Origin of the sequence: Streptomyces sp. NPDC002209 (genome assembly GCF_042890265.1) — a bacterium.
In the GTDB taxonomy this organism is placed as follows: Bacteria; Actinomycetota; Actinomycetes; order Streptomycetales; family Streptomycetaceae; genus Streptomyces.
On record NZ_JBIARX010000001.1, the window covers coordinates 569,123 to 595,578 of the forward strand.

24 protein-coding genes and 1 riboswitch are annotated in these 26,456 nt (G+C 73.3%); of the genes, 14 read left to right on the forward strand and 10 right to left on the reverse strand.

From position 1 onward, the window contains the following. Positions 1 to 11 precede the first annotated feature (11 nt). The 4 genes from ACFYXK_RS02615 to ACFYXK_RS02630 all read right to left on the reverse strand — a co-directional run bounded on the left by ACFYXK_RS02615 (position 12) and on the right by ACFYXK_RS02630 (position 4,040). Positions 12 to 707, reverse strand: a complete 696-nt coding sequence (locus ACFYXK_RS02615) for a hypothetical protein (RefSeq protein WP_389409482.1) — start codon at positions 705 to 707, stop codon at positions 12 to 14. A gap of 144 nt (positions 708 to 851) precedes the next feature. Next, the gene (locus tag ACFYXK_RS02620) at positions 852 to 1,934 is read right to left on the reverse strand and encodes a prenyltransferase (RefSeq protein ID WP_389409483.1); all 1,083 of its coding nucleotides are present in this window, start codon (positions 1,932 to 1,934) and stop codon (positions 852 to 854) included. After that, on the reverse strand, positions 1,931 to 2,665 hold the full coding sequence (locus ACFYXK_RS02625; RefSeq protein WP_030291475.1) for a class I SAM-dependent methyltransferase: 735 nt from the start codon (positions 2,663 to 2,665) through the stop codon (positions 1,931 to 1,933). The genes ACFYXK_RS02620 and ACFYXK_RS02625 overlap by 4 nt, the downstream gene beginning before the upstream one ends. 58 nt (positions 2,666 to 2,723) lie before the next feature. After that, entirely contained in the window at positions 2,724 to 4,040 is a 1,317-nt protein-coding gene (locus ACFYXK_RS02630; protein ID WP_389409484.1) for a glycosyltransferase family 4 protein, read from the reverse strand. 260 nt (positions 4,041 to 4,300) lie between these two features. Between ACFYXK_RS02630 and ACFYXK_RS02635 the strand changes: the two genes are divergently transcribed. Next, positions 4,301 to 4,963, forward strand: coding sequence for a TetR family transcriptional regulator (locus ACFYXK_RS02635; RefSeq protein ID WP_389409485.1), 663 nt, complete (start codon positions 4,301 to 4,303; stop codon positions 4,961 to 4,963). Between the two features lie 91 nt (positions 4,964 to 5,054). On the opposite strand, the gene ACFYXK_RS02640 is transcribed toward ACFYXK_RS02635, so the two are convergent. Together ACFYXK_RS02640 and ACFYXK_RS02645 are read right to left on the reverse strand one after the other, a co-directional pair. Continuing rightward, positions 5,055 to 5,288, reverse strand: coding sequence for a ferredoxin (locus ACFYXK_RS02640; protein WP_053785199.1), 234 nt, complete (start codon positions 5,286 to 5,288; stop codon positions 5,055 to 5,057). Continuing rightward, positions 5,288 to 6,751: an aldehyde dehydrogenase gene (locus tag ACFYXK_RS02645; RefSeq protein ID WP_389409486.1), complete on the reverse strand. Its 1,464-nt coding sequence runs from the start codon at positions 6,749 to 6,751 to the stop codon at positions 5,288 to 5,290. The genes ACFYXK_RS02640 and ACFYXK_RS02645 overlap by 1 nt, the downstream gene beginning before the upstream one ends. A gap of 214 nt (positions 6,752 to 6,965) precedes the next feature. Between ACFYXK_RS02645 and ACFYXK_RS02650 the strand changes: the two genes are divergently transcribed. From ACFYXK_RS02650 to ACFYXK_RS02680, 7 genes are all read left to right on the forward strand, one after another. Next, the gene (locus tag ACFYXK_RS02650; protein ID WP_389409487.1) at positions 6,966 to 8,078 is read left to right on the forward strand and encodes an MBL fold metallo-hydrolase; all 1,113 of its coding nucleotides are present in this window, start codon (positions 6,966 to 6,968) and stop codon (positions 8,076 to 8,078) included. 121 nt (positions 8,079 to 8,199) lie between these two features. Then, a riboswitch (cobalamin riboswitch) is annotated at positions 8,200 to 8,266 on the forward strand. Between the two features lie 136 nt (positions 8,267 to 8,402). Beyond that, positions 8,403 to 9,641 carry a prenyltransferase/squalene oxidase repeat-containing protein gene (locus ACFYXK_RS02655; RefSeq protein ID WP_389409488.1) on the forward strand — a complete coding sequence of 413 codons (1,239 nt, stop codon included), beginning with the start codon at positions 8,403 to 8,405 and terminating at the stop codon, positions 9,639 to 9,641. Beyond that, a complete protein-coding gene (locus tag ACFYXK_RS02660; RefSeq protein ID WP_389409489.1) occupies positions 9,641 to 10,282 on the forward strand; it encodes an SCO2322 family protein in 642 nt (213 codons plus the stop codon). Before ACFYXK_RS02655 ends, ACFYXK_RS02660 begins: the two co-directional genes overlap by 1 nt. Further along, the gene (locus ACFYXK_RS02665; RefSeq protein ID WP_389409490.1) at positions 10,279 to 11,655 is read left to right on the forward strand and encodes an energy-coupling factor transporter transmembrane protein EcfT; all 1,377 of its coding nucleotides are present in this window, start codon (positions 10,279 to 10,281) and stop codon (positions 11,653 to 11,655) included. The genes ACFYXK_RS02660 and ACFYXK_RS02665 overlap by 4 nt, the downstream gene beginning before the upstream one ends. Beyond that, positions 11,652 to 13,595 (forward strand): ABC transporter ATP-binding protein, encoded by a 1,944-nt coding sequence (locus ACFYXK_RS02670; RefSeq protein ID WP_389409491.1) that lies wholly within the window; start codon positions 11,652 to 11,654, stop codon positions 13,593 to 13,595. The genes ACFYXK_RS02665 and ACFYXK_RS02670 overlap by 4 nt, the downstream gene beginning before the upstream one ends. Continuing rightward, positions 13,592 to 14,440, forward strand: a complete 849-nt coding sequence (locus ACFYXK_RS02675) for an ECF transporter S component (RefSeq protein WP_389409492.1) — start codon at positions 13,592 to 13,594, stop codon at positions 14,438 to 14,440. The genes ACFYXK_RS02670 and ACFYXK_RS02675 overlap by 4 nt, the downstream gene beginning before the upstream one ends. A gap of 388 nt (positions 14,441 to 14,828) precedes the next feature. After that, a complete protein-coding gene (locus tag ACFYXK_RS02680) occupies positions 14,829 to 15,230 on the forward strand; it encodes a transglycosylase SLT domain-containing protein (protein ID WP_389409493.1) in 402 nt (133 codons plus the stop codon). Between the two features lie 121 nt (positions 15,231 to 15,351). Here ACFYXK_RS02680 and ACFYXK_RS02685 read toward each other — a convergent pair whose 3' ends face one another. Next, positions 15,352 to 16,521: a steroid 3-ketoacyl-CoA thiolase gene (locus ACFYXK_RS02685; RefSeq protein WP_363175330.1), complete on the reverse strand. Its 1,170-nt coding sequence runs from the start codon at positions 16,519 to 16,521 to the stop codon at positions 15,352 to 15,354. Between the two features lie 241 nt (positions 16,522 to 16,762). Between ACFYXK_RS02685 and ACFYXK_RS02690 the strand changes: the two genes are divergently transcribed. After that, positions 16,763 to 18,007, forward strand: coding sequence for a cytochrome P450 (locus tag ACFYXK_RS02690; protein WP_383515958.1), 1,245 nt, complete (start codon positions 16,763 to 16,765; stop codon positions 18,005 to 18,007). Positions 18,008 to 18,211: 204 nt separating this feature from the next. Further along, a complete protein-coding gene (locus ACFYXK_RS02695) occupies positions 18,212 to 18,595 on the forward strand; it encodes a DUF6193 family natural product biosynthesis protein (protein WP_389409494.1) in 384 nt (127 codons plus the stop codon). 138 nt (positions 18,596 to 18,733) lie between these two features. Here ACFYXK_RS02695 and ACFYXK_RS02700 read toward each other — a convergent pair whose 3' ends face one another. Beyond that, entirely contained in the window at positions 18,734 to 20,752 is a 2,019-nt protein-coding gene (locus ACFYXK_RS02700; protein WP_389409495.1) for a bifunctional glycosyltransferase 87/phosphatase PAP2 family protein, read from the reverse strand. Positions 20,753 to 20,872: 120 nt separating this feature from the next. Between ACFYXK_RS02700 and ACFYXK_RS02705 the strand changes: the two genes are divergently transcribed. After that, entirely contained in the window at positions 20,873 to 21,199 is a 327-nt protein-coding gene (locus ACFYXK_RS02705) for an antibiotic biosynthesis monooxygenase family protein (protein ID WP_389409496.1), read from the forward strand. A gap of 69 nt (positions 21,200 to 21,268) precedes the next feature. Here ACFYXK_RS02705 and ACFYXK_RS02710 read toward each other — a convergent pair whose 3' ends face one another. Then, on the reverse strand, positions 21,269 to 21,664 hold the full coding sequence (locus tag ACFYXK_RS02710) for a nuclear transport factor 2 family protein (RefSeq protein ID WP_389409497.1): 396 nt from the start codon (positions 21,662 to 21,664) through the stop codon (positions 21,269 to 21,271). A 106-nt stretch (positions 21,665 to 21,770) separates the two neighbouring features. Between ACFYXK_RS02710 and ACFYXK_RS02715 the strand changes: the two genes are divergently transcribed. Then, entirely contained in the window at positions 21,771 to 22,322 is a 552-nt protein-coding gene (locus ACFYXK_RS02715) for a GNAT family N-acetyltransferase (protein ID WP_389409498.1), read from the forward strand. 46 nt (positions 22,323 to 22,368) lie between these two features. On the opposite strand, the gene ACFYXK_RS02720 is transcribed toward ACFYXK_RS02715, so the two are convergent. Continuing rightward, positions 22,369 to 24,435, reverse strand: coding sequence for a DHA2 family efflux MFS transporter permease subunit (locus tag ACFYXK_RS02720; protein ID WP_389409499.1), 2,067 nt, complete (start codon positions 24,433 to 24,435; stop codon positions 22,369 to 22,371). A gap of 224 nt (positions 24,436 to 24,659) precedes the next feature. Here ACFYXK_RS02720 and ACFYXK_RS02725 point away from each other — a divergent pair, with 224 nt between their 5' ends. Both ACFYXK_RS02725 and ACFYXK_RS02730 read left to right on the forward strand, forming a co-directional pair. Next, positions 24,660 to 25,508 (forward strand): peptidoglycan-binding protein, encoded by an 849-nt coding sequence (locus tag ACFYXK_RS02725; RefSeq protein ID WP_389409500.1) that lies wholly within the window; start codon positions 24,660 to 24,662, stop codon positions 25,506 to 25,508. A gap of 128 nt (positions 25,509 to 25,636) precedes the next feature. Beyond that, complete coding sequence (locus tag ACFYXK_RS02730) at positions 25,637 to 26,320, forward strand: HAD-IA family hydrolase (RefSeq protein ID WP_389409501.1); 684 nt, start codon at positions 25,637 to 25,639, stop codon at positions 26,318 to 26,320. Positions 26,321 to 26,456: the final 136 nt, after the last annotated feature.

Sequence of the window (26,456 nt, forward strand, 5' to 3'; positions counted from 1 at the left end):
CGTGAGAAGACCTATCCGCCGTTCAGCTGGGAGAGGCTCGGGACCTTGTCGGTCACCGTGGCGCCCGCGCTCTTGCCGGCGTCCTTGACCCCGTTGATGACGTCCTCGTAGGAGCTGATGTCGGCGTCGCCCGCATCGCCCTTGCGCAGCTTGCTGCCCAGGCCCTTGAGGGACGCGATGCCCGCCGTCAGCGGGGCCACCGCCTTCGACAGCAGCGGGTCGCCCTTGGCGTTGTCCACCGCCGCCTTCAGGCGGTTGTACGCGAAGGCGCCCGCGAGGCCCGCCTTGATGAGCGCGAAGGTACGGCCCTTGGCGCCCTTCTTGAACTTGCCCGCTTTGTAGGGCTTGATGATCCACTGGTACGTGGCCCCGGCCGCGAGCCCCGCGTTGGCGACGAAGCGCGCCTTGGAGAACTTCTGCTTCTCCACGGTGGTGCTGGGCGTCGGCTCGGCGGCCGGCACCTCGTCGGTGACCTCCCGAGCGGCAACCGCCTCCGCGGCGTGCACCTGCGCGGCGAGCGCCTCGTCGGCAACGGCCTGCTGCGCGGCCACGGATACGGGAACGGTCTCGCGCTGGCCCCTGCTGCCGCCGGCGCCACTGCTGCTGCACGCGGTTCCTCCTGCGACCAGCGCGGTGGACACGAGCAGCGCCGTGACGGCGCGGCGGAGTCGGGCAGTTCCGGGTATGGACACGCTGGGTTCGGACACGGTGGCCTCCGGGGAGTGGGGTGTCTCCCCCGCAGCGTCACCCGGGGCCCCGGGGTGCGCCACTCGGGAAACCCGATCGGCTCTCCCGGGTGGCGCGCCGTGCGGCCCGCCCGCATCATCCGGCCCGACGGGCCGCCGTACCGCTCAGCGGCAGCAGTCCGGCTCGAGTCCGGACGGCAGCTCCAGCCCCCCGAACACCGCCCCGGTGGGCTCGTCGCCGCCCAGCGCGGCCACGGCCAGCAGCAGTGACCCGGCCGTCCAGGTCGTCTGCTCGACGGGCCACACCGCCTCGTCGTCGAAGACGTAGCCCGTCCAGTACATGCCGTTGTCGGCGCGCAGGTGCGTGATGGAGCGCAGGATGTCCAGCGCCCGGTCCGACTCGCCCGTCGCCCACAGGGCGAGGGCGAGCTCGCAGGACTCCCCGCCCGTCACCCACGGGTTCGGCAGGACGCAGCGCACTCCGAGGTCCGGGACGACGAACTCGTCCCAGCGCTCCTCGAGCCGGGCCTTCGCGTCCGCGCCGGTCAGGGCGCCGCCCAGCACCGGGTAGTACCAGTCCATCGAGTAGCGGGACTTGTCCAGGAACCGCTCCGGGTGCCGCCGGATCGCGTGCCCGAGGGACCCTGCCGCCAGCTCCCAGTCCGGCTGGGGCTCCTCGCGGTGCTCGGCGATCGCCAGCGCGCACCGCAGCGCCTGGTGGATCGAGGAGGAACCGGTGAGCAGCGCGTCCGTGACGGCCGTGCCGTCGGCCTCCCGCTTCCAGCCGATCTCGCCGCCCGGCTGCTGGAGCCCGAGGACGAACTCGGTCGCCGCGTAGACGACGGGCCACATGCGGTCCAGGAACGGGTCGTCGCCGGTGGCCAGGTAGTGGTGCCAGACCCCGACGGCTATGTACGCGACGAAGTTGGACTCCCGGCTCGCGTCCTGCGGCTCGGCGGTGTCCACCCCGTCCGGCCGGTCGGCGTAGGCCGCGTACCAGGAGCCGTCGGCGTTCTGGTGCCGGGCCAGCCAGTCGTAGGCCCGCTCCGCGGCCTCGTGCTCGCCGGCCGCGTCCAGCGCCATCGCGGCCTCGGTGTGGTCCCACGGGTCGAGGTGGTGCCCGCGGAACCACGGGATGGCCCCGTCGGAGCGCTGCGCGGCGAGGATGCCGGCCACGGTGCCGGCGGCCTCCTCGGCGGTCAGCACCCCGTCCAGGACCAGGCGTTCGGTGCGCCCGGGCGAGCTCACTTCGCCGCGCCGACGGGCAGGTGCGGCTTCGTCGCGTACGCCACGAAGCTCTTGCCGATGAGCGGGTTGAGCGCCTGCTCCGCGAGCCGTGTGGCCAGCGGCTTCTTCATGATGTCCCAGACCAGCAGCTTGTGGTACGCCTTCACCGGCAGCGCCTGGTCGTTGTCCACGCCGAAGGCGCACTTGAGCCACCAGTACGGGGAGTGCAGCCCGTGGGCGTGGTGCGTGCCGTACGGCTTGAGGCCCGCGGCCTTCATCTTGCCGAGCAGTTCGTCGGCCTTGTAGATGCGGATGTGGCCGCCCTCGACCTCGTGGTACGCGTCGGAGAGCGCCCAGCAGATCTTCTCCGGGCCGTAGCGCGGCACGGTGATGGCGATGCGGCCGCCCGGCTTGAGGACGCGGACCATCTCGGCGAGCACGCCCTTGTCGTCGGGGATGTGCTCCATCACCTCGGAGATGATGACGACGTCGAAGGACTCGTCGGGGAAGGGCAGGGCCAGCGCGTCGCCCTCCATGGCGGTGGCGGTGGCGCCGGCCGGCGCCTCACCGGCCTCCTTCATGGCGGCGAACCACTTGGCGACCTCGCGGATCTCCTCGCCGTTGCGGTCGACTGCGACCACCTGGGCGCCGCGCCGGTAGCACTCGAAGGCGTGCCGGCCGGCGCCGCAGCCCAGATCGAGCACACGGTCGCCTGCGGCGAGCGGGAACCGGGAGAAATCGACGGTCAGCACGGGGTCCTGCCTTCGCGGTCGCGGGGGTGATCGGGGGTGGTGTGGAAAGGGCGGAAGGTCACCGCGCGCTGCGGGTGCGGCCGGCTGCCTGCTCGATGGCGGCGCGGTAGTGCGCGGCGGTGCCCTCGGCGGCTCTGGCCCAGGTGAACCGGGCCAGCACCCGCTCGCGTCCGGCGGCGCCGAGGCGGGCCCGCAGCTGCGCATCGCCCAGCAGCCGGCCCAGTGCGCCGGCCAGCGCGCCCGCGTCGCCGGGCGGCACCGCGAGGCAGGTCTCGCCGTCGGGGCCCGCGACCTCGGGGATCGCGCCGCCGGTGGTGGCGACCAGGGGGGTGCCGGTGGCCATGGCCTCGGCGGCGGGCAGCGAGAAGCCCTCGTACAGCGACGGCACGCAGGCGACCTGTGCGCTGCGCACCAGGTCGACGAGCTCGGCGTCGGTGACGCCCTTGACGAAGCGGACCGCGTCCTGGAGCCCGTACGAGTCGATCGCGCGGGCGACCGGACCCTGCTCGGCGCGCTTGCCGACGACGACGAGGTGCGCGTCGGGCTGCTCGGTCCGCAGCTTCGCGAGCGCCTCGACGAGGTGCACGAGGCCCTTGAGCGGGACGTCGGCGCTGGAGGTGGTGACGATCCGCCCCGGTACCTCGGCGACGGACGCGTCGGGCGACCACAGGTCGGTGTCGGCGCCGATGTGGACGACGTGGATGCACTCGTCCCGCACGCCCAGGTGCTCGGCGATCTCCTGCCGGGAGGATCCGGAGACGGTCAGCACGGAGGGCAGCCGGCGGGCGACGCGCCCCTGCATCCGCGTGAAGGCGTACCAGCGCCGGACGGAGAGCCGCTTCGTGCGGTCGGTGGCCGCATCGAGGTCGAGCTGCCGGTCCACGGTGATGGGGTGGTGGATGGTGGTGACCAGCGGTGCGCCGAGGTCGGCCAGCAGGCCGTAGCCGAGCGTCTGGTTGTCGTGGATGACGTCGAACTCGCCCGCGCGGGCGGCGAGGTGGCGCCGGGCCCGCAGCGAGAAGGTCAGCGGCTCGGGGAATCCGCCGGTCCACATGGTGGCGACCTCGAGCGCGTCGATCCAGTCCCGGTACTCGTCGCGCTTCGGCGTACGGAACGGGTCGGGCTGCCGGTACAGGTCGAGGCTCGGCAGCTCGGTGAGCGTGGCGCCGGTGTCGAGGACCGGGTACGGCTGCGCGCCGATGACCTCGACGGAGTGCCCCAGGCGTACGAGCTCCCGCGAGAGGTGGCGGACGTAGACGCCCTGGCCACCGCAGAACGGGTTCCCCTTATAGGTGAGGAGCGCGATGCGCAGCGGGCGGTCGCCGTCGGTGGCGGAACCCGGGAAAGGGCTCGTCACCATGGCCTCAGCGGTCACTCCTGGCCCCCTTCATCCCTGCACTTTCGCCGGAGCGTAACCGCTCGGATAATGTAGAACAAGTTTCAGACTTGATCCGTTGAGACCATTGAATCTACCGGCCGGAAACCACACCGTAAGAGGCGGAGCAGGTGATTCGCGCCACGGCTTCGGCGCCTGACATGCTGGCCGTCGATCACCGGCCGATCGCCTGCCGATCACGACGTGAACAGCCCGGAAATCAGCACCGCAACGACACGGAACGCCATGGAACGGGACAGATGACAGCGGATGCGAAAGCCGTCGCCACGACGGCGTCCCCTCCCCTGACGGAGCGCCAGGAGGCGCGCCGCCGCCGGATCCTGCACGCCAGCGCCCAGCTGGCCAGCCGGGGCGGTTTCGACGCCGTCCAGATGCGGGAGGTCGCGGAGGCCGCCGGGGTCGCGCTGGGCACCCTGTACCGGTACTTCCCGTCCAAGGTGCACCTGCTCGTCGCGACGATGCAGGACCAGCTCCAGCACATGCACACGACGCTCCGCAAGCGGCCCCCGGCGGGCGAGGACCCGGCGGCGCGGGTCGCGGAGACGCTGATGCGGGCCTTCCGCGCGCTGCAGCGGGAGCCGCAGCTCGCCGATGCGATGGTCCGTGCCCTGACGTTCGCGGACCGCAGCGTGAGCCCCGAGGTGGACACGGTGTCCCGGCTGACCACGGCGATCATCCTGGACGCGATGGGCCTGGACGCCCCGCCGACGGCGGAGCAGCTCTCCGCGGTCCGGGTGATCGAGCACACCTGGCACTCGGCACTGATCACCTGGCTCTCGGGGCGCGCCTCGATCGCCCAGGTCAAGATCGACATCGAGACGGTCTGCCGCCTGATCGACATGACGGCGCCGCCGGCCGCCGGCGGTTCCGCGGGGGCTGCCGGGACCGCGCGAAAGGCCTGATCCCGCCGTACGCGGGCAGCGGCCCGGCGGCGGCCGGTGTCCGGCGCCGCCCGGGCCGCCCCGCCGAGGCCGCCGCCCGGCTCCCCTCCGGTCATTCCTCCGGGGGGAACACCGCCTCGCCGGTGGCCGCCAGGGTGATCATGATGGCCTCCACCGGGCAGCCCTCCGCCGCCGCCAGGACCGGCTCGTTCGCGTCCGTCTCCGGATCCCGCGGATGCGACTGGCGCGCCGAGTCCAGCGCGAAGCCCTCCGGCGCGTGGTTGACGCACATCCCCGAGCCGATGCAGACCCCCCGGTCCACCTCCACCACCCAGCGGTCGCCCATCAGGCACCCGCCGCGTAGCCCGCCGGCAGGTGGATCATCTTGTGCTCCAGGTACTCGCTCAGCCCCTCGGGCCCGAACTCCCGCCCCACACCGCTGTTCTTGTAGCCGCCGAACGGCCCCAGCATGTCCAGGCTGAAGGTGTTCACGTTGAACGTGCCCGTCCGCACCTGCCGGGCGAAGTCGATGCCGTGCTCGACGTCCCCCGTCCAGACGCTGCCGCTCAGTCCGAACTCCGAGTCGTTGGCGACCCGCAGCGCCTCCGCCTCGTCCCCGTACGGGATCAGGCAGACGACCGGGCCGAAGATCTCCTCGCGGGCGATCCGCATCGAGTTGTCCACGTCCCCGAACAGCGTCGGCTCCACGTACCAGCCCTGCTCCAGCCCGGCCGGGCGGCCGCCGCCCGCCAGGACCTTCGCGCCCTCCTCCTGGCCGATCCGGATGTAGTCCAGCGACCGCTGCTGCTGCCGGCGGGCCACCAGCGGCCCGAGCTGCGTCGCAGGGTCGAGCGGGTCGCCGACCACCAGCGCGCCGGCCGCGGCCGCGAGCGCCTCGGCGACCTCCTCGTACCGGCTGCGCGGTGCGAGCACCCGGGTCTGGGCCACGCAGGCCTGCCCGTTGTTCATCCAGGCCGCCGGGACGATCCCGGCGATGGTGGACTCCAGGTCGGCGTCCGGCAGGATCACGGCGGCGGACTTGCCGCCGAGTTCGAGGGTGACCCGGGTCAGGTTGCGGGCGGCGACCTCCATCACGCGCCGGCCGGCCGCGACCGAGCCGGTGAACGCCACCTTGTCGACGCCGGGGTGGCCGACCAGGTACTCGCTGACCTCCCGGTCGGCGGGCAGGATCGACAGCACGCCCTCCGGCAGCCCGGCCTCCCGCGCGATGTCGGCGAGGATGTACGAGTCGAGCGGCGACTCGGGGGACGGCTTCAGGATCACCGTCGAGCCCGTCAGCAGCGCCGGCGCGAGCTTGGCGGCGGCCACGAACTGCGGCACGTTCCACGGGATGACGGCCGCGACCACGCCCACCGGCTCCCGGCGCACCAGGATCGGCCCGAGCACCCCCTGGCGGTGCTCCTCGTACGGGTAGGCGCGGGCGACCTGGATCGCGGCGTCGTAGACCATCATCGGGCCGAGCGCCTGCGCGAGGACGCTCCAGGAGTAGGGGGAACCGTTCTGGGAGCTGATCGACCGGGCGATCTCCTCGTGCCGGACGGCGATCGCGTCCTTGATCCGGGTGACGACGGCGATCCGCTCGTCGAGGGACATCCGGGGCCAGGGGCCCTCGTCGAAGGCCCGCCGGGCGACGGCGACGGCACGGTCCACGTCCGCGCGGGAGGCGTGCGGGACGCTGCCGATGACCTGCTCGGTGTGGGGGGAGACGATCTCGATCGTGTCGGTGCCCAGCGGATCCGTCCACTCCCCGCCGATGAACAGGTGTCCGTGTTCCACGAGCTCGGTCATGGCTGCTGCCTCCTGCGGCTTGGCGTTCCCGAACTGATACCAGTTCTAGTTCTAGGAGTCCACGGCCAGGACGGAACGGCCCGGAAGATCCAACGGGCGGTTACGACTAGTCAGAACGGGCCGCAGATGGTCGACTTGGGCGACTACTGCAACACGTTCTCGTGAGAGTGAGCCGGGCGGCGCAGGCGCGGCCGGGCGCAGACAGGGAGCCCTCATGCCGCAGGACACGCCGCCGCAGGCCGCAGCGCCCACCGAACCCGGGGCCACGCCCCCCGTCACCCCGGCCGTCACCCCGCACGTCACCGATCACGGCGGCGGTGTCCACGGGATCAAGGTCCCGATCCCCGACAACCCGCTCGGCCACACCCTCGTCCACGTCCTCGACACCGACCGCGGACCCGTCCTCGTCGACACCGGCTGGGACGACCCCGAGTCGTGGGACACCCTCGTCGCCGGCCTCGGCGCCCTCGGCATCGCGGTCGCCGACGTCCACGGCGTGGTCATCACCCACCACCACCCCGACCACCACGGCCTGTCCGGCAGGGTCCGCGAGGCCTCCGGAGCCTGGATCGCGATGCACGCCGCCGACACCGAGGTCGTCGTACGGACCCGCTCCGCCGAGCCCGGCACCTGGTTCGACTACATGAGCGGGAAGCTCGCCACCGCCGGAGCCCCCGAGGAGCACCTCGCCCCCCTGCGGGCCGCCCGCGAGAGCGGCCGCATCCGCACCCTGCCCGGGCTGCGGGCCGCCGTCCCCGACCGGGAGATCGTCCCCGGCGAGCTGCTCCCCCTCGCCGGGCGGCGGCTGCGCGCCATCTGGACCCCGGGGCACACCCCCGGCCACGTCTGCCTGCACCTGGAGGAACGGCACCCGGCGAACCTCCCCGGCAACGGCCGCCTCTTCTCCGGGGACCACCTGCTGCCCGGCATCTCCCCGCACATCGGGCTCTACGAGGACCCGGAGGACACCCGGGTCACCGACCCCCTCGGCGACTACCTCGACTCCCTCGAACGCATCGGCCGCCTCGACCCCGCCGAGGTGCTCCCGGCCCACCAGCACGCCTTCACCGACGCCCCCGCCCGGGTCCGCGAACTGCTGGACCACCACGAGGAGCGGCTGACCGGCCTCTGGGAGCTGCTGGCCGAGCCGCTGACCCCGTGGGGGCTGGCGGAGCGCATGGAGTGGAACCGGCCCTGGGAGCAGATCCCGTACGGCTCCCGCAACATCGCCGTCTCGGAAGCGGAGGCCCATCTGCGGCGGCTGGTGAAGCAGGGCCGGGCCGAGGCGGTCCCGGGCAGCGACCCCGTCACGTACCGCGCACTGTGACGGCGGGCCCGCCGGTCCCGGCGGCCCCGCCGGTAAGGGGCGCCAAGGCCGGACGCCACCCTTCCGGACTGCTACGGGCCGGTACAGTAAGCCCGTCGTCCACCCTTCCGTACGGGAAGAAGCCGGTGAAATCCCGGCGCTGACCCGCAACCGTGACCCGCCCCGGCCCCGCCGGGCGGGGAGCCGGACCGCCCCGTACGCGAGGTGCGCGGCTCGCGCCGCCGGAGCCCCCGGCGGCCGGCACCGTCGAGGTAAACGGAGCCGGAGCCCGGTGCCCTGTGCGCGCCTGCCTCCTGCTCCCCAGCACGAGAGGCACCCGCCCCCATGAACGTCCGCCGCAGCGCCGCCGCGCTCGCCGCCTCCGCCGTGCTCTGCGTGGGTGCCGCCCCCGCAGCCCTCGCCGCGCCCTCCCCCTCCGCCCCGCCGGCCCCGGTGATCCCGTCCGGGCTGTACGGCAAAACCGACCCGACGTACGACGGCGTGTGGCGGCAGTCCTTCGCGCTGCTCGCCCAGCACACGGTCGGCGTCAAGCCGGCCAAGGAAGCCGTCGCCTGGCTCGCCGGCCAGCAGTGCGCGAACGGCGGCTTCGCCTCCTTCCGCGCGGACGCGGGCGCCGCCTGCGACGACAAGACGATGTTCGACACCAACGCCACCGCGATGGCCGTGCAGGCGCTGAAGGCGCTGGGCGGCCAGGACGCGGCGGTGAAGAAGGGCGTCGACTGGCTGAAGTCCGTCCAGAACGAGGACGGCGGCTGGGCCTTCGTCCCCGGCACCCCGAGCGAGGGCAACTCCACCTCCATCGTCATCAGCGCGCTGGCCGTGGCGGGCGAGACGCCGGCCGAGGTGAAGTCGAAGGCGGGCAAGTCCGCGTACGAGGGCCTGCTCGCCTTCCAGCTGGGCTGCGCCGCCGAGCCGGCCGCCGACCGGGGTGCCTTCGGGTACCAGCCGGCCGACGGCAAGCTCCCGGCCAACGCCGACGCCACGGCCGCCGCGGTCCTGGCCGGCCTCGGCCAGGGGTCGGTCGTGCCCCCTGCCCCGACGGACACCCCCGCAGCCACACTGGCCTGCCCGGCAGCCGCCACCGACCCGGCAACCGCCGCCCAGGGCGCGGCCGGCTACCTGGCCGAGACGCTGAAGAAGGACGGCCACCTCACGGCCGTCACCCCCGGCGCCGACCAGCCGACCGCGGACACCGGCAACACCGCCGACGCGGTGATCGCGCTGGCCGCGGCCGGGCACACGCAGTCGGCGGCGGGCGCGCTGGAGTGGCTGAAGGCCAACTCGGCGGATTGGGCCAAGGGCAGCCCGGCGGCACTCGGCACCCTGGTGCTGGCCGCGCACGCGACGGGCACGGACCCGAAGTCGTTCGGCGGCACGGACCTGGTGACGGCCCTGAACGCAACGGGCCCGGCCCCGCAGACGGGTGAGTCGGCGGCGCCGAAGCCCAAGGAGGACTCGAAGTCGTCGAACCGGAACGTGTGGTGGATCGTGGGCGCGGGCCTGGCGGCCGGCATGGGCATCGGCGTCCTCCTCAGCGGCCGCCGGAAGAAGAACCAGCTCTGATGCGCCGCCGCATCCTGACTCCGTCGGTCCTCGCGTTCGGCATCCTCCTCACCCTCCTGGCGGCCTCGCCCGCGCTGGCGGCGGGCTACCGCTACTGGTCGTTCTGGGAGGGTCCGGGAGGCCAGTGGCAGTACGCCACGCAGGGCCCCTCCACGGCCCGCCCGGCGGACGGCTCGGCCCTGGGGTTCCGTTTCGCGGTGAGTCAGGACGCGGCGGCCGAGGCCGCGAAGCCGCGCGCGGCGGCCGACTTCGCGTCGGTCTGCGCAGCCACTGCGGCCGTGGAGGGCCGCAAGCGGATCGCCGTGGTCGTCGACTTCGGCGTCCCGGCGGACGCCCCGGCGGGCGACACCCCGCCGCAGGACACCCCCCGCACGGCCTGCGTCCAGGTCGCCCCGGACGCCACGGCGGCCGAGGCCCTGGCGGAGGCCGCCAAGCCGCTCCGCTACAACAGCGCGGCGCTGCTGTGCGCGGTGTCGGGCTACCCGAAGCAGGGTTGCGGCGAACAGATCGCCGACGCGGCCCCCGGGCCGACGCACGCAGCGCCCAAGGGCGGGGGCCCGTCGACGGGCCTCCTGGCGGGCGCGGCGGCGGTGGCCGCCCTGGCGGCAGCCGCGGTCTGGCAATCCCGCCGCCGGCGATGACCCCCGATCCCACGGATCCCCACCTCGCGGAGATCCCGCGCCCCACTCCGCCCACCGCCCCCGCGCCGCTGACGGTCCCCGGCCGCGCCGGGGCACCCCGCCCGGCGCAGCCGGGGACCGCCGGGACCCGCCGGCCCGCAGCCGGCGACGGGACCCCGGCCGGGCCCGGACCCGCCGGGGCGGGCGACCCCGGGTCCTGGCCGGCGTACGAGAAGAGCCGGGTCCGCCGCATCGCGGCGCCGCAGGCCCGCCGGGGGAACGCCCTGCACGCGGGAGCCTGGTGGCTCTGGGCGCTCGGCCTCGCCACGGCCGCCTCCCGCACCACCAATCCCCTTCTCCTCGGCCTGATCGTCGGCGTGGCCGGCTACGTCGTGGCCGCCCGCCGGACCTCCGCCCCCTGGGCACGGTCCTACGGCGCCTTCCTCAAGCTCGGCCTCTTCGTCGTCGGGCTCCGCCTCCTCTTCTCCGTGCTGCTCGGCTCCCCGATCCCCGGCGCGCACGTGCTGCTCACCCTCCCCGAGCTCCCGCTCCCCGCCTGGGCGGCCCAGGGCATCCGCATCGGCGGCCACGTCACCGCCGAGCAGCTCGTCTTCGCCTTCTACGACGGCGCCAAGCTGGCCACCCTCCTCGTCTGCGTCGGCGCCGCGAACGCCCTCGCCAACCCGGCGCGCCTGCTGAAATCCCTCCCGGCCGCCCTCTACGAGGCCGGCGTCGCCGTCGTCGTCGCCATGACCTTCGCGCCGAACATGGTCGCCGACGTCGCCCGCCTGCGGACCGCCCGCCGCCTGCGCGGCCGCCCCACCGGCGGCGTCAAGGCGATCCTCCAGATCGGCCTGCCCGTCCTGGAGGGCGCCCTCGAGCGCTCCGTCGCCGTCGCCGCCTCGATGGACGCCCGCGGCTACGGCCGCAGCGCGCAGGTCCCGCCCGCCGTGCGGCACACCACCAACGTCCTCACCCTCGGCGGCCTGCTCGGCATGTGCGCGGGCACGTACGGGCTGCTCGCCGCCGAGGGCGCCGCGTACGGGCTGCCGGTCCTGCTCATCGGCCTCGTCCTGGCCCTCGCGGGCCTGCGCCTGGGCGGTCGGCGCAGCATCCGGACCCGCTACCGGCCCGACCGCTGGGGGTGGCGTGCGTGGGTGGTCTCCGGGTCCGGCGCGGCGGTCGCGGCCGTGCTGATCCGCGCCGCGGCCGTCGACCCGGACGCGCTGCTCCCCGGCGTCGTCCCCCTGGTGGCGCCCACGCTCCCGCTGTGGCCGGCGGCGGCGATCCTGATCGGCCTGCTCCCCGCCTTCGTGGCGCCCGTACCGTCGGCGCCGTCGGCGCCGTCCGCACCGTCCGCACCGTCCGCACCTCCGAAGGAGGCATCGCAGTGATCCGCTTCGAGCAGGTGTCGGTCACGTACGACGGCGCCGCGCAGCCCGCCCTGCGCGACGCCGACCTGGTGATCCCGGAGGGCGAGCTCACGCTCCTGGTCGGCCCGTCGGGTGTCGGCAAGTCGACCCTCCTCGGTGCGGTCTCCGGCCTGGTCCCGCATTTCACCGGGGGCACGCTGCGGGGCCGCGTCACCGTCGCCGGCCGTGACACCCGCACCCACAAGCCGCGCGAGCTCGCCGATGTCGTGGGCACGGTCGGCCAGGATCCGCTCGCGCACTTCGTGACGGACGTGGTCGAGGACGAGCTCGCCTACGGCATGGAGTCCCTGGGCCTGGCCCCGGCCGTCATGCGCCGCCGGGTCGAGGAGACCCTGGACCTGCTGGGCCTGAACGAACTGCGCGACCGCCCCATCGCCACCCTCTCCGGCGGCCAGCAGCAGCGGGTCGCGATCGGCTCGGTCCTGACCCCGCACCCGAAGGTCCTGGTCCTGGACGAGCCGACGTCGGCGCTGGATCCGGCGGCGGCCGAGGAGGTCCTGGCGGTCCTCCAGCGCCTGGTCCACGATCTGGGCACGACGGTCTTGATGGCGGAGCACCGCCTGGAACGCGTCGTCCAGTACGCCGACCAGGTCCTCCTCCTCCCGGCCCCGGGTGCGCCGCCGGTCCTCGGCAGCCCCGCGTCGATCATGGCGGTCTCCCCTGTCCACCCCCCGGTGGTGGCCCTGGGCCGCCTGGCGCAGTGGTCCCCCCTCCCCTTGTCCGTCCGCGACGCCCGCCGCCGGTCCGCTCCGCTCCTGACCCGCCTGTCCCTCACCCCGTCCGCGTTCAGGGCGCCGGGGGCCGGCGGCAGCACCCCCTCCTCCGTACCGGCCCAGGCCCAGGCCCAGGCCACGCCGCACCACCCAGCCCCGCCGGCGTTGGAGGTGCGGGGTCTGGGGCGGAGCCCCGGGATCGGGAAGGGGCGGGGTGGGGAAGAAGCCCCGCGCAGCGGCCCCGGCCTCCTGGCCCGCCTGCTCCGCCGGAGCGAGCCGACCCCCGGCCCCGCGACCACCGCCGGGACCGGTACCCGAACCGGAGCCGGCAGCTCGACCGCGACCGAAGCAGGCGGAGGCGGAGGCGCCGGCACCAGCACCCCGGGACCCGTGGCCAGGGCAACCGCCCTCTCGCTCCGCCGCGGCCGCGCCGAAGTCCTCCACGGCATCGACCTCTCCGTGGCCCCCGGCGAGACCATCGCCCTCATGGGCCGCAACGGCGCCGGCAAGTCCACCCTCCTCGCCACCCTCATCGGCACGCTCGCCCCCACCACCGGCACGGTGACCGTCGGCGGCCGCACCCCCCACCGCACCGCCCCGCAGGAGATGGTCCGCCGCGTCGGCCTCGTCCCGCAGGAACCCCGCGACCTCCTCTACGCCGACACCGTCGCCGCCGAGTGCTCCGCCGCCGACGCCGACGCCGGCGCGGCCCCCGGCACCTGCCGGGACCTCGTCTGCGCCCTGCTCCCGGACGTCCCCGACGACACCCACCCCCGGGACCTCTCCGAGGGGCAGCGCCTGGCCCTCGCCCTGGCCCTCGTACTCACCGGCCGCCCCGCGCTGCTCCTGCTCGACGAACCCACCCGCGGTCTCGACTACGCCGCCAAGGCCCGCCTGATCGAGATCCTGCGCGGCCTCGCCGCCGACGGGCACGCCATCGTCCTCGCCACCCACGACGTGGAGCTCGCCGCCGAGCTGGCCCACCGGGTGGTGATCCTCGCCGGCGGCGAGATCGTCGCGGACGGCCCGACCGCCGAGGTCGTCGTGTCGTCCCCGGCCTTCGCCCCGCAGGTGGCCAAGATCCTGGCCCCGGGCCACTGGCTCACGGTGACCCAGGTCGCGAACGCCCTGGCCACCGCCGAGGGCACGCCGCCGGCCACCCCGCCCGCCGCCGGGGGCGCCGCGTGAACCACTCCGCCCGCCCCCTGCGCATCGGCCCCCGGGCCGCCGTCGCCCTGGTCCTCGTCACCCTCATCGGCATCGCGGCCTTCGGCTGGCCGCTGCTCGCCGGCCGCCAGTCCGGCCTCGCCCACTCCCAGGACGCCCCCTGGCTCTTCGCGGCGCTGCTGCCCCTCCTCGTCGCCGTCGTCGTCGCGACCATCGCCGACCAGGGCATGGACGCCAAGGCGGTGGCGATGCTCGGGGTACTCGCCGCGGTCGGGGCCGCCCTCAGGCCGCTGGGCGCCGGCACCGCCGGCCTGGAGCCGATGTTCTTCCTGATGGTGCTCAGCGGCCGCGTCCTCGGCCCGGGCTTCGGCTTCGTCCTCGGCTCGGTCACGATGTTCGCCTCCGCCCTGCTCACGGGCGGGGTCGGGCCGTGGATGCCGTTCCAGATGCTGGCGATGGGCTGGTTCTCGCTGGGCGCCGGGCTGCTGCCCGGCGCGACGGGGGTCTCCCCTGCTCGAGCGAAGCCGAGGGCTTGGGGGAGGATCCGGGGCCGGGCGGAGCTGCTGATGCTGGCGGCGTACGGCTTCGTGGGCTCGTTCGCGTACGGCACGATCATGAACCTGCAGGGCTGGGTGCTGCTGCAAGGCATGGGCCAGGGCATCTCCTTCCACCCGGGGGATCCGGTGGCCTCCAACCTGGCTCGCTTCCTCGCGTACTGCGCGGCGACCTCGCTGGGCTGGGACCTGGGCCGGGCGGTGCTGACCGTCGTACTGACCCTCGCGGTCGGCGGCACCCTGCTGAAGGCGTTGCGCCGGGCGGTGCGAAAAGCGGCGTTCGAGGCGCCCGTTTCCTTCGGTTCGGGTTGAAAGCCGCCCGGCGCACACCCCATTCCGTGTAACGAACCGCCACAGAAGGTGACATTCGGACCCTCTCCCGGTGACTCACCCCATAGGACCCACGTCACATACGACGCGGGATAGTAGCCCTCGCAGGCCCGCCCCCGCGGCCCGGAAGCCGATCCTCACCTGCAAGAACACGAGCGCCCCCGGCGCGGGTCCGCGGGGCCCCGGCTGCGAGGGCGGCTAGTAGCCGGGGTCGTTGCCAGGGCCCCGGGGAGCTGGCTAACTGGTGTTGTCGCCACGGCAGCGGGGCCTTCGCCCCCCGCCCGACGAACCCCTCTCCTCTGCGTGAGTGGCTCACGCATGTCCCCGACATGCCCGCGACCGCCCTTGTCCCCTGCGGAAGGTTTCATCCGTGTCCCACGTCATCCGTCGCATCGCCGCCTCCAAGAAGACCCTCGCCGGCTCCATCGTCGCCCTGGGCGTCGCCGGCACCATGCTCGCCACGGTTCCCGCCCAGGCGGCCCCGACGAGCGCCAAGGCGATCGCGCACCAGATGATCAAGGACCCGGCCCAGTTCGCCGCCTTCGACAAGATCATTTCCCACGAGAGCGGCTGGGACCACACCGCCACCAACGCCTCCTCGGGCGCCTACGGCCTGGCCCAGGCCCTGCCGGCCTCGAAGATGGCCTCCGCGGGTGCGGACTGGAAGACCAACCCGGCCACCCAGATCAAGTGGGGCCTGGACTACATGAACTCCCGCTACGGCAGCCCGGTCGGCGCCTGGAACTTCTGGCAGGCCAACCACTGGTACTAAGCCAGCGGTAGCCGCTCGGCGCACGAGCAGTGCGAAGGCCCCGGTGGCCGGACCTCCCCAGGTCCGGCCACCGGGGCCTTCTGTTTCCCATCCCACAGGGTTCGGTGGACGCCGCGCCCGCTCACAGCCGCTGGATGATCGTCCCGGTCGCCAGCGCGCCTCCCGCGCACATGGTGATCAGCGCGAATTCCTTGTCGCGGCGCTCGAGCTCGTGCAGCGCGGTGGTGATCAGCCGGGCTCCGGTCGCGCCGACGGGGTGGCCGAGCGCGATGCCGCCGCCGTTGACGTTGACCTTCTCCAGGTCCTGTTCGAAGACCTGGGCCCAGCTGAGGACGACGGACGCGAAGGCCTCGTTGATCTCGACCAGGTCGATGTCCTTGAGGGACATCCCGGCCTTGCCGAGCACGGCCCGCGTCGCGTCGATCGGCCCGTCGAGGTGGTAGTGCGGGTCGGCGCCGACCAGGGTCTGGGCGACGATCCGGGCGCGCGGCTTGAGCTTGAGCGCGCGGGCCATCTTCCGCGAGGCCCACATCACCGCGGCGGCCCCGTCGGATATCTGCGAGGAGTTCCCGGCGGTGTGCACGGCGGTCGGCATGACCGGCTTGAGCCGGGCCAGCGCCTCCATGCTGGTGTCGCGCAGGCCCTCGTCGCGGTCGACCAGCCGCCACATGCCCTGCCCGGCGGCCTGCTCCTCCTCCGTCGTCGGGACCTGGACGGCGAAGGTCTCCCTCTTGAACCGCTCCTCGGCCCATGCGGTCGCGGCCCGCTCCTGGGAGAGCAGCCCGAGCCGGTCGACGTCCTCGCGGGTCAGGCCCCGGTGGCGGGCGATCCGCTCGGCGGCCTCGAACTGGTTGGGGAGGTCGACGTTCCACTCGTCCGGGAAGGGCTTGCCGGGGCCGTGCTTGGAGCCGGAGCCCAGCGGCACCCGGCTCATCGCCTCGACGCCGCAGGCGATGCCGATGTCCATGACACCGCCGGAGATCATGTTGGCGACCATGTGGTTGGCCTGCTGGGAGCTGCCGCACTGGCAGTCCACGGTGGTCGCGGCGGTCTCGTACGGCAGGCCCATGGCGAGCCAGGCGTTGCGCGCCGGGTTCATGGACTGCTCGCCGGCGTGGGTGACGGTGCCGCCGACGATCTGCTCGACGCAGTCGGGCTGGATTCCGGTACGGGCGAGGAGTTCGCGGTACGTCTCGCCGAGCAGGTAGGCGGGATGGAGGTTGGCGAGCGCGCCCCCGCGCTTGCCGATCGGGGTGCGTACGGCTTCGACGATGACGGGTTCCGCGGCCATGAGCTCGTCCTCTCCTGCACTGTGCCGGCGCGGCGGGCCGTCCCGGCGCCCCGCCCGAACTAGTACGCGTTCTAGTTCTCCTCGCAGTCTTATGACCCGGAGGCCCGGCACGCAAGGGTCTTGCACGCGGCTTACACGGATTCCACACGCAACAGTTGACGCGAGGACCCTTGTCACTTCTAGAACTCGTTACTACCTTCAAGCCAACTTCTGATGGGCCGTCAGACTTTGGAGTCGCCCGATGCCCTGTCCCGCGCTGCCCGAAGGCTTCGACGCCACCGACCCCGACCTCCTCCAGGACCGGGTCCCCTTCCCCGAGTTCGCACAGCTGCGGCAGACCGCACCCGTGTGGTGGTGCTCCCAGCAGCGCGGCATCACCGGCTTCGACGACGAGGGCTACTGGGTCGTGACCCGGCACGCGGACGTCAAGTACGTCTCCACGCACCCGGAGTTGTTCTCCTCCACCACCAATACGGCGATCATCCGCTTCAACGAGCACATCCAGCGCGAGCAGATAGATGCCCAGCGCCTGATCATGCTGAACATGGATCCGCCGGAACACACCCGCGTACGCCAGATCGTGCAGCGCGGTTTCACCCCGCGGGCCATCCGCGGCCTGGAGGAGGCCCTGCGCGACCGGGCCCGGAAGATCGTCGCGCAGGCCCTGGAGGCCTCGGCCGACGGCAGCTTCGACTTCGTCACGCAGGTCGCCTGCGAGCTCCCGCTGCAGGCCATCGCCGAACTGATCGGCGTACCGCAGGAGGACCGCCTGCGCATCTTCGACTGGTCGAACAAGATGATCGCGTACGACGACCCCGAGTACGCGATCACCGAGGAGGTCGGCTCCAACGCGGCCGTGGAGCTCATCGGCTACGCCATGAACCTCTCCGCCGCCCGCAAGGAGTGCCCGGCCAAGGACATCGTCACGCAGCTGGTGGCGGCCGAGGGCCAGGGCAACCTGGGCTCCGACGAGTTCGGCTTCTTCGTGCTGCTCCTGGCGGTCGCCGGCAACGAGACCACGCGCAACGCCATCAGCCACGGCATGCACGCCTTCCTGACCCACCCCGACCAGTGGGAGCTGTACAAGGCGACCCGGCCGGCGACGGCCGCCGAGGAGATCGTCCGCTGGGCCACCCCCGTGGTGTCCTTCCAGCGCACCGCCACCCAGGACACCGAACTGGGCGGGCAGAAGATCAAGGCGGGCGACCGGGTGGGGCTCTTCTACTCCTCCGCCAACCACGACCCCGAGGTCTTCACCGACCCCGACCGCTTCGACATCACCCGCGACCCGAACCCGCACCTGGGCTTCGGCGGCGGCGGCCCGCACTTCTGCCTGGGCAAGTCCCTGGCCATCATGGAGATCGACCTGATCTTCAACGCGCTGGCCGACACCCTGCCCGACCTGCGGCTGACCGGCGAGGAACCGCGCCGGCTGCGCGCCGCCTGGCTCAACGGCATCAAGGAGCTCCGGGTCAGCCACGGTTGAGCACGTGTCCGTGGCCGTACCGGTCCACGGCGGCAGGGGCCGCTCCTCCCACGCCCCGGCCCCTGCCGTCCCCTGGAATGGCGCCGGGGAACACGCGCCGGGGCACGCCCGGCGTGCGGGTGGGGCGCATCGGGGGCGCACGTATGCCGGATCGTTGACTTCCGGACCATTGTCCTGAGACCGGCGGGGCGTCACACTGCGCGGATGAACCTTCACGCTGCCGACACAGACACCGCTCACCGGGTGGATGCCCGCTGGCAGCGGCTGCCCACGACGTGGCAGCTGATCCTGGAGCGCGGCGGGCCCGAGACGCTGTGCCGCGGCGTCATCGACCTCATCGAGGCCGCCGCCGCGCAGCCGCAGCTGCGCCGGCTGTACCCGTTCACCCGCCAGTGGACCCTGTGGTTCAGCTCCCGCACCCGCCACCCCTTCGAGGTGGAGGCACCGGCCGTCGAGCCCACGCCCGACGGCCGCTTCCGGGTGCGCAGCCCCAGCCTGAACACCGTCATCGCCGAGACCGACACCGCCGAGGCCGCCATCGCGCTCGTCGTGGACCGGCTCTGCGCGGGCGAGGCGGGGGCCCGCTGATCGCCCCGGGTGGCGCAGGGGCCGCCGACGGCGGATCCTGACAGCACGCGGCGATCCACCGAAGGGGTGCCGGGACGGGCACACGGCCTGCCCCGGCACCCCTTCGCGCTGCGGAATCCGGCCGTCAGGCGCGGCTGCTCAGGCCCGGCTGCGCGTGGCGGCGCCCGCGCGCTCCGGCTCGCGCGGCCGCGGCACGCTCAGCCCGGCCGGCAAGGCGGCGCCGCGCGGCCCCGACAGTACGTACACGAGCCCGAACCCGGCGCCGATGACGACCGCGCCGCCGACCGCGTCGAGCACCCAGTGGTTGGCGGTGGCGACGATCGCGCACACCGTGATCAGCGGGTGGAGCGCCCCGAGGAGCTTCTGCCAGCCCTTCGGCGCGAGCGTGATGATCACGATCCCGCACCACAGCGACCAGCCGAAGTGCAGCGAGGGCATCGCCGCGTACTGGTTGGAGATCGCGGTCATCGCCCCGTACTGCGGATGGGCCAGATCCTGCGGTCCGTGCACGGTGTCGATGAAGCCGAGCGCGGGCATCAGCCGCGGCGGCGCCAGCGGGTACAGCCAGAAGCCGACGAGCGCGAGGACGGTGGCCAGGCCCAGGGAGGCGCGGGCCCAGCGGTAGTCGCCCGGCCTGCGCCAGTACAGGACCGCCAGGATCGTCAGCGGCACCACGAAGTGGAACGACGTGTAGTAGAAGTTGAAGAACTTCTCCAGCCAGGGCAGGTTCACGACGGCGTGGTTGACGGCGTGCTCGACGTCGATGCCCAGCGCCCGCTCGACGGCGTGGATCTGACTCCCGTGGCCCTCGGCGACACTGCGGCTGCTCGGCGCGGCGGCCCGGATGTGCGAGTACAGCGAGTACCCCACCCGTATCAGCAGCAGCTCCAGCAGCAGGTTGGGGCGCGACAGCACGCGCCGCCAGAACGGCAGCAGCGGCACCCGCGCCCACCGGGCGGCGGCCGGCCGGCTGTACTCCGTCGCGACGGGCTCGCGCCAGTACGGCGAGGAGCTCGGCAGGAACGGCACCGCGCAGGCCGCCGCCAGCGCGGCGAGCAGCAGCACGTTGTCCCGTACGGGGGCCAGCGCGGCCAGGTTGGGCAGCAGCACATCGCTGGGCAGCGTCATGGCGAGCACCACGGCCACCGGCCACACGGGGCGGTCCGCCGCCCGCTTGCCGACCTTGCCGGCCACCGCGAGCAGCACCCACAGCAGCTGGTGGCGCCAGCCGGTCGGCGCCACGGCGACGGCCACGCAGCCGGTGACGGCCACGGCGAGCAGCAGCTGGCCGTCGCGGGCGTAGCGGGCCGCGCGGCGCAGGCCGACCCAGGCGATCCCGGCCGCGAGGGCCACGTACAGCAGGATCTCGAGCGGGCCGCCCAGGCCGAGCCGCAGCAGCGCGCCGTGCACGGACTGGTTGGCGAGGCTGTCGGGGGCGCCGCCGAGACCGGTGCCGGCCAGGTGGTGGACCCAGTACGTCCAGGAGTCGCGCGGCAGGGCCGCCCAGGACAGCGCGGTGGCTCCGGCGAACGTCACGGCGGCGGTCTTGGCGGTGGGGCGGCGGCCGGTGAGCCACAGCAGCGGCGCGAACAGCAGCAGGGCCGGCTGGAGCGCGGCGGCGAGGCCGACGAGGAAGCCGGCCGGGCGCTCGCCGGGCACGCGGAACACGGCCAGCAGCACCAGCAGCACGGGCAGGACGGCGGTCTGGCCCGGCGAGGCGGCCGCCCGGACGGGCAGCGACACCATCATCAGGCCGACCAGCACGGGCGCGGCGAGCAGCGCGGTGCGCCGCGGCACGGGGTCGGGCAGGCCGCGCGCGGCGACCAGCCCGACGGCGGCGACGAACAGCAGCGTCACACAGGTCCAGGCCACCTCCAGGGAGGGCGCCGCAAGACCGAGGAACGGCCTCAGGACCATCCCGGCGAAGGGGGTCCCGGTGAACTGGCCGCCGTCGTAGAGCGAGCCGGGAAAACTGCTGGGGAGCTGGAACTCGCTGAGCCACTCGCCCGGTGGCACGCGCAGCACTGCGGCGGCCTGTCTGACGGCGAGGACACCGGCCAGCGCCCACAGGAGGAACCGTGCCGCCCCCAGCCTGCCGCTACCGCCTATGACCCCGGCATGTCCGTTCGCACCACCGTGCTCTGCCGCGTTAGCCACGCCTCGCCGGCCTCCCGCCCTGTTGACCGCAACCTTGACTTCGCCTGGCTGCCGCGTTTCATGCACCACTTCATTACCTGGGAGGACGATATCCCGCACGGGATCCCTAGGATGGCGGGCATGAGCATCGTGAAGATCAACGCACTGACCGTGCCCGCCGAGCAGCGGGAAGTACTGGAGCAGCGGTTCGCCTCGCGGGCGGGCGCCGTGGAGGGTTCGGACGGGTTCGAGTGGTTCGAGCTGCTGCGTCCCGTCGAGGGGACGGACCAGTACCTGGTGTACACGCGGTGGCGGTCGGAGGAGGACTTCCAGGCGTGGATGGAGGGGCCCATGAAGGCCGCCCACCAGGGCGGCGGTGCGGGTGAGCGCCCGAAGCCGGCCGCTTCGGGTTCGACGGTGTGGTCCTTCGAGGTCGTGCAGCAGGCGGCGCCGAGGCCGCAGGGCTGAGCCGGGGGCGGGACGAGGAGGTCCGGGCCCGGTCGGTCCGGGTCCGGGCCGGGGTCGGCAGGTTGGGGATCAGCCCCAGAAACGGTCCGCCTCGTCGATGTCCTGCGTGCACTCGTCAATGTCGGTGATCTTCCCGCCGACGATCGTGAAGAAGAGGCCCTCCTGGATCTCGATCCCGTGGTCGCCGCGGTCGCCGCGCGCCGTGTGGAAGGCCATGACGTGGCCGCGCCCGTCGACCAGCACCGAGTGCAGGTCGGCCTGGAAGGTGCCGTTCGTCTCCTCGCCGAGCCGCCGGTACATGTCGAGGACGGCTTCACGGCCCTTGTGGTGCCCCGAGAGCGGGTTGCTGCCGGGCACGTGGTGGATGACGTCGGCCGTCATCAGCGAGCCCAGCGTCTCCATGTCGCCCTTGCCGAAGGCCTCGTAACCGCGGCGGATCAGGGCAGCGTCAGGGTGCTCGGACATGGCGTTTCACGCCCTCCATGTGAGTGATATGCGTCTTTTCCTATCATCGGCCTGTACCTGTGGATATTCCACGCGGCGGGACGCGCACGGACTCCACAATGGCGCCATGAACATCAACAGCACGAGCAGCAGCTCCACCGTCCCCGCGCCCCGCGAGGCAGGCGAGGCAGGCAAGGCGGGCGAGTGGGCCGTCGTCGCCGAGCACTTCGCCACCGCCGACGCCACCGCACTGCGCCGCGCGTACTACGCGGAAGTCGCCGGCCGGTACTGGAAACGGTCCGTCACCGAGGCCGAGATCGACGAGGGCCTGCGGGACGACCCGGACGACGGGCTCGTCCCGCCGACGGGCCGGTTCGTCGTCGGCCGCCTGGACGGCAGGCCCCTGGCGTGCGGCGGCATACGGCTGCTCGACCCCGTCACCGCCGAGCTCACCAGGGTGTACGTGGACCCTGCCGCCCGCGGAACCGGCGGCGGGGCGGCGCTGCTCGCCGTCCTGGAGGACGAGGCCCGCGCGCTGGGCGCCGAGCGGGTCCGGCTCGACACCCGGTCGGACCTGGTGGAGGCCCGGGCGTTGTACGCGCGGCACGGGTACGCGGAGATACCGGCGTACAACGCGGGCCAGTACGCGGAGCACTGGTTCGAAAAGCCCCTGGTCTGAGCCTCGTCTGAGCCCGGCCCGAGTCCTTCCTGCCCGCCCGTCGGGGTCAGTGCGCGGCGTGGTCCCGGCGCGGCGCGGAGTCGTAGGGCTCCTCGGCGTCGGATCCGCAGAGCTCCGCGTTGATCTCCTTGACCAGCTTGACCAGGTCGGTCGGGCGGTCCGGGCCCCACCAGTCGCCGAGCAGCTCGGCCAGCGACTCCTCGCGGGCCTCGGCCAGCTTCTCGGCGTACTCCTGACCGCGCGCGGTCAGGACGAGCGGCAGTCCCTCCCGAACGGCCAGTCCGCGCTCCTCGACCTGGCGGGCGGCGTCCGTGATCACCTTCAGCGGCACGGTGGTCCGTTCCGCGAGCATCGAAGGCTCGGCCGAGCCGTACTTCTTGATCCGCAGCAGCAGCCAGCTGGCCGCGGGCAGCAGGTCGAAGCCGGCCTTTGCGGTGATCTTCTCGTAGACGTGGCGGCGCCCCTCACGGGTCCCGAGGACGGTCAGCGCGCGGGCGACCTCGTCGCGGGAGGAGCGGTGGACGGGGTTGGAGGCGAGGGTCTCGGTGACGTCGGGGGCGGTGACCGAGCCGCGGAGCACGTCCTCCTTGAGGAACCAGGCGACGACGAAGGCGATGAGGACGACGGGCACGGCGTAGAGGAAGACGTCGGTGATGGAAGAGGCGTACGCGTCGAGCACGCGGGGCTGCAGAGCGGCGGGCAGCCGTTCGATGGCCCGTGGATCGGCCTCCACCAGCGCGGCCGAACCGGGCGGAACCGGAAGCCCGGCGAAGGCGGTGGCGAGCTTTCCGTCGAGCCGGTTGGTGAACACCGTGCCGAAGATCGCAACACCGAAGGAGGCGCCGATGGAGCGGAAGAACGTGGCACCGGAGGTGGCGACGCCGAGATCGGCGTAGCTGACGGCGTTCTGCACGACCAGCACCAGCACCTGCATGACCAGACCCAGCCCGGTACCGAACACGAAGAAGCAGATGCTCATCTCCCAGGTGCCGCTGGTGCGCTCCAGCTGGTGCAGCAGGAGCAGCCCGATCGCGGTCACGGCCGTGCCCGCGATCGGGAAGACCTTCCACCGTCCGGTGCGGCTGACGATCTGGCCGGAGGCGGTGGAGGAGATCAGCATGCCGAGCACCATCGGCAGCATGTGCACGCCGGACATGGTGGGCGAGACGCCCTGGACCACCTGGAGGAAGGTCGGCAGGTAGACCATCGCGCCGAACATCGCGAAACCGACGACGAAGCTGATCACCGAGCAGAGGGTGAAGGTGCGGATCCTGAACAGCCCCAGCGGCAGGACGGGTTCGACGGCCCGCCGCTCGACGAGGAGGAAGGCGGCGAGCAGCCCGGCGCCGAGGACGGCCAGGCCGATGATCCGGGTCGAGCCCCAGCCCCAGGTGCCGCCGAGGGAGGCGACGAGCACGAGGCAGGTGGCGACGCAGGCGATGAGGAACGTGCCGAGGTAGTCGATGGTGTGCTTCGAGCGGCGCGCCGGGATGTGCAGGGCCGCGGCGATGACGGCGAGCGCGACGAGACCGATGGGGAGGTTGATGTAGAAGACCCAGCGCCAGGACAGGTTGTCGACGAACAGGCCGCCCAGCAGCGGTCCGAGGACGCTGGTCGCGCCGAAGACGGCGCCGAAGAGCCCCTGGTACTTGCCGCGCTCGCGGGGCGGGACGATGTCGCCGACGATCGCCATCGACAGCACGATCAGTCCGCCGCCGCCCAGGCCCTGCAGGGCGCGGAACCCGATGAGCTGCGGCATGTCCTGGGCGATCCCGCACAGCGCCGATCCGATGAGGAAGAGCACGATGGCGCCCTGGTACAGCTTCTTGCGTCCGTACTGGTCGCCGAGCTTGCCCCACAGCGGTGTGGCGGCGGTGGAGGCGAGCATGTAGGCGGTGACGACCCAGGACAGGTGGGCCATGCCGCCCAGCTCGCTGACGATCGTCGGCAGGGCCGTGGAGACGATGGTCTGGTCGAGGGCGGCGAGGAGCAGGCCGAGCAGCAGCGCGCCGATGGAGACGAGGACCTCGCGGGAGGTGTGTTCGGCGGCCGGGCCGGACTTCTGCGGTTGGGGAGCGGGTTCCGCGGCGTCCGTGGTCACGTCCTGAGCCATCCGTTCCTCCTCGGGCCGGATCAACATGTCCATCCTGAGCGGTGTGGCCGGATATGGCCTCTCGGGCGGGTTGGGCAGGCCCCGGAGGGTCTGCATAATCGCAGGCAATGGCCAGGGAGGGATTCCAGTTGAGCGCTGAGCGCTGTCCAGAATGCGGCGCCGTGGGCGTCGACTGCGGGTGCGCGCCGGTGGCCGGTTTCGAGCCACTGCGCATCCGTCCGTACGTGACGCTTCCCCACCCCGGCCAGTCCGACGACCCGCCGCCCCCGCAGCCGGTGCGGGGCGTGGTGGCCGGTGCCGGGACGGGCGGGTACGCCCGTCCTGCCGAGGCGCCGCCGGGGGACGACACCCCCGCGTACGGCATACCCGTGGCCTGGCCGGACACGCCGCCGCAGGCGCTCTGGCCGGCCGAGACGGTCCAGCTCCGGGCGGCCACCCCGGCAGCCGGCCCGAGGGGCGGGGGGAGGGGAGGGGGAGGGGGCCCCGAGAAGCGGACCGGCCCGTCCCGCCGACGTCGGCTCCCGACGGTCCTGGCCGGCGCCGGCACGGTGGTCGCCGTCGGCACGGCGGCCCTGGCGCTGGGGATGCTCCCGCGCTCCGGTGACAGCGACACCGTCCTGCTGGACGCCAAGCCCACCGCGCCCGCCGCGAGCCTGGCTCCGGCCGGCCCGACGCAGCCGGCCGCCACGAGCAGCCCGTCCCGCTCGGCCTCGGCCTCGGCTTCGCCGTCACCGAGCGCCTCCAAGTCGGCGTCCACCTCCGCCTCGCCCACCGCCTCCCGCAGCTCGGCACCCCCGTCCCCGACCCCGTCGGGGAGCACCAGCAGCAGCAAGCCGAGCGCCCCGGCACCACCCCCGCCTGCGCCGACGCTGCGCTACGGGGACTCGGGTCCGGAGGTGGAGAAGATGCAGCGGCTGTTGGCGGCGCGGGGCTACTACCGCGGGAAGTTCAACGGAAAGTTCGACGACCGGACGGAGAGGGCCGTCTCGGATTTCCAGTGGCAGAACGAGATCGACGAGGACTGGGGCGTCTACGGTCCGGCGACCCGTCGGGCGCTGGAGGGCACGGGCTGATTCCTCACGGAGTGGCGCAGACCGCCCAATGTTTTGTATCGTATAGAAACAAAGTGGTTCCGCCCGCACTCCCTGACCGGTGGGCGGAGCCGCTTGTTCTCTTTCCCGCCCCGTCTGGAGCACCGCCGATGTCGGCCAGCACCACCACCGCACCCGTCGTCCTCACCGCCAAGGCCCTGCTCCTGGACATGGACGGCACCATCGTCAACTCCGACGCGGTGGTCGAGCGCTGCTGGCGCGACTGGGCGGTGTCGCACGGGCTGGATCCGCAGGAGGCCCTCAAGGTGGTCCACGGCCGCCAGGGGTACGCCACGATGGCCATCCTCCTGCCGGAGCGCCCGATGGAGCTCAATTACGCCGAGAACATCGAGATGCTGGCCCGCGAGACCGCCGACACCGACGGTGTGGTCCCGGTCGGCGGAGCCGCGGAGTTCATGGCGGCGATCGGCGGGCTGCCGCACGCTCTGGTCACCTCCGCCGGCGCGGCCCTGGCCACGGCCCGGATGACCGCCGCGGCCCTGCCGATGCCCGAGGTGAGGGTCACGGCCGAGTCGGTCCAGGCCAGCAAGCCCGACCCCGAGGGGTTCCTCAAGGGCGCCGCCGAACTGGGCGTGGACCCCGCCGACTGCGTCGTCTTCGAGGACTCCGCAGCAGGCATCGCCGCGGGCCTGGCTGCGGGCATGCGCGTGATCGGCATAGGCCCCCGGGCCGCGGCCCACGCCCCGACGGCCCACGTCCCCGACCTCACCTCGGTGCGCGTGACCGCCACCGTCGAGGGCTCGATCCACCTGACGCTGACGCCGGGGGCCTGAGGGGGCTCGGGGCGGGGGCGAGCTCAGGGCGGAGCGGAGCGGGGGCTTTGTACTCCGCGTCGGGAGGGCGTCCGGGGGCTTCCCGGCAGTCCACTGTCCTTCCGTGTCGTGCCGGTCCCTCAAGGGCGCTCCCTGC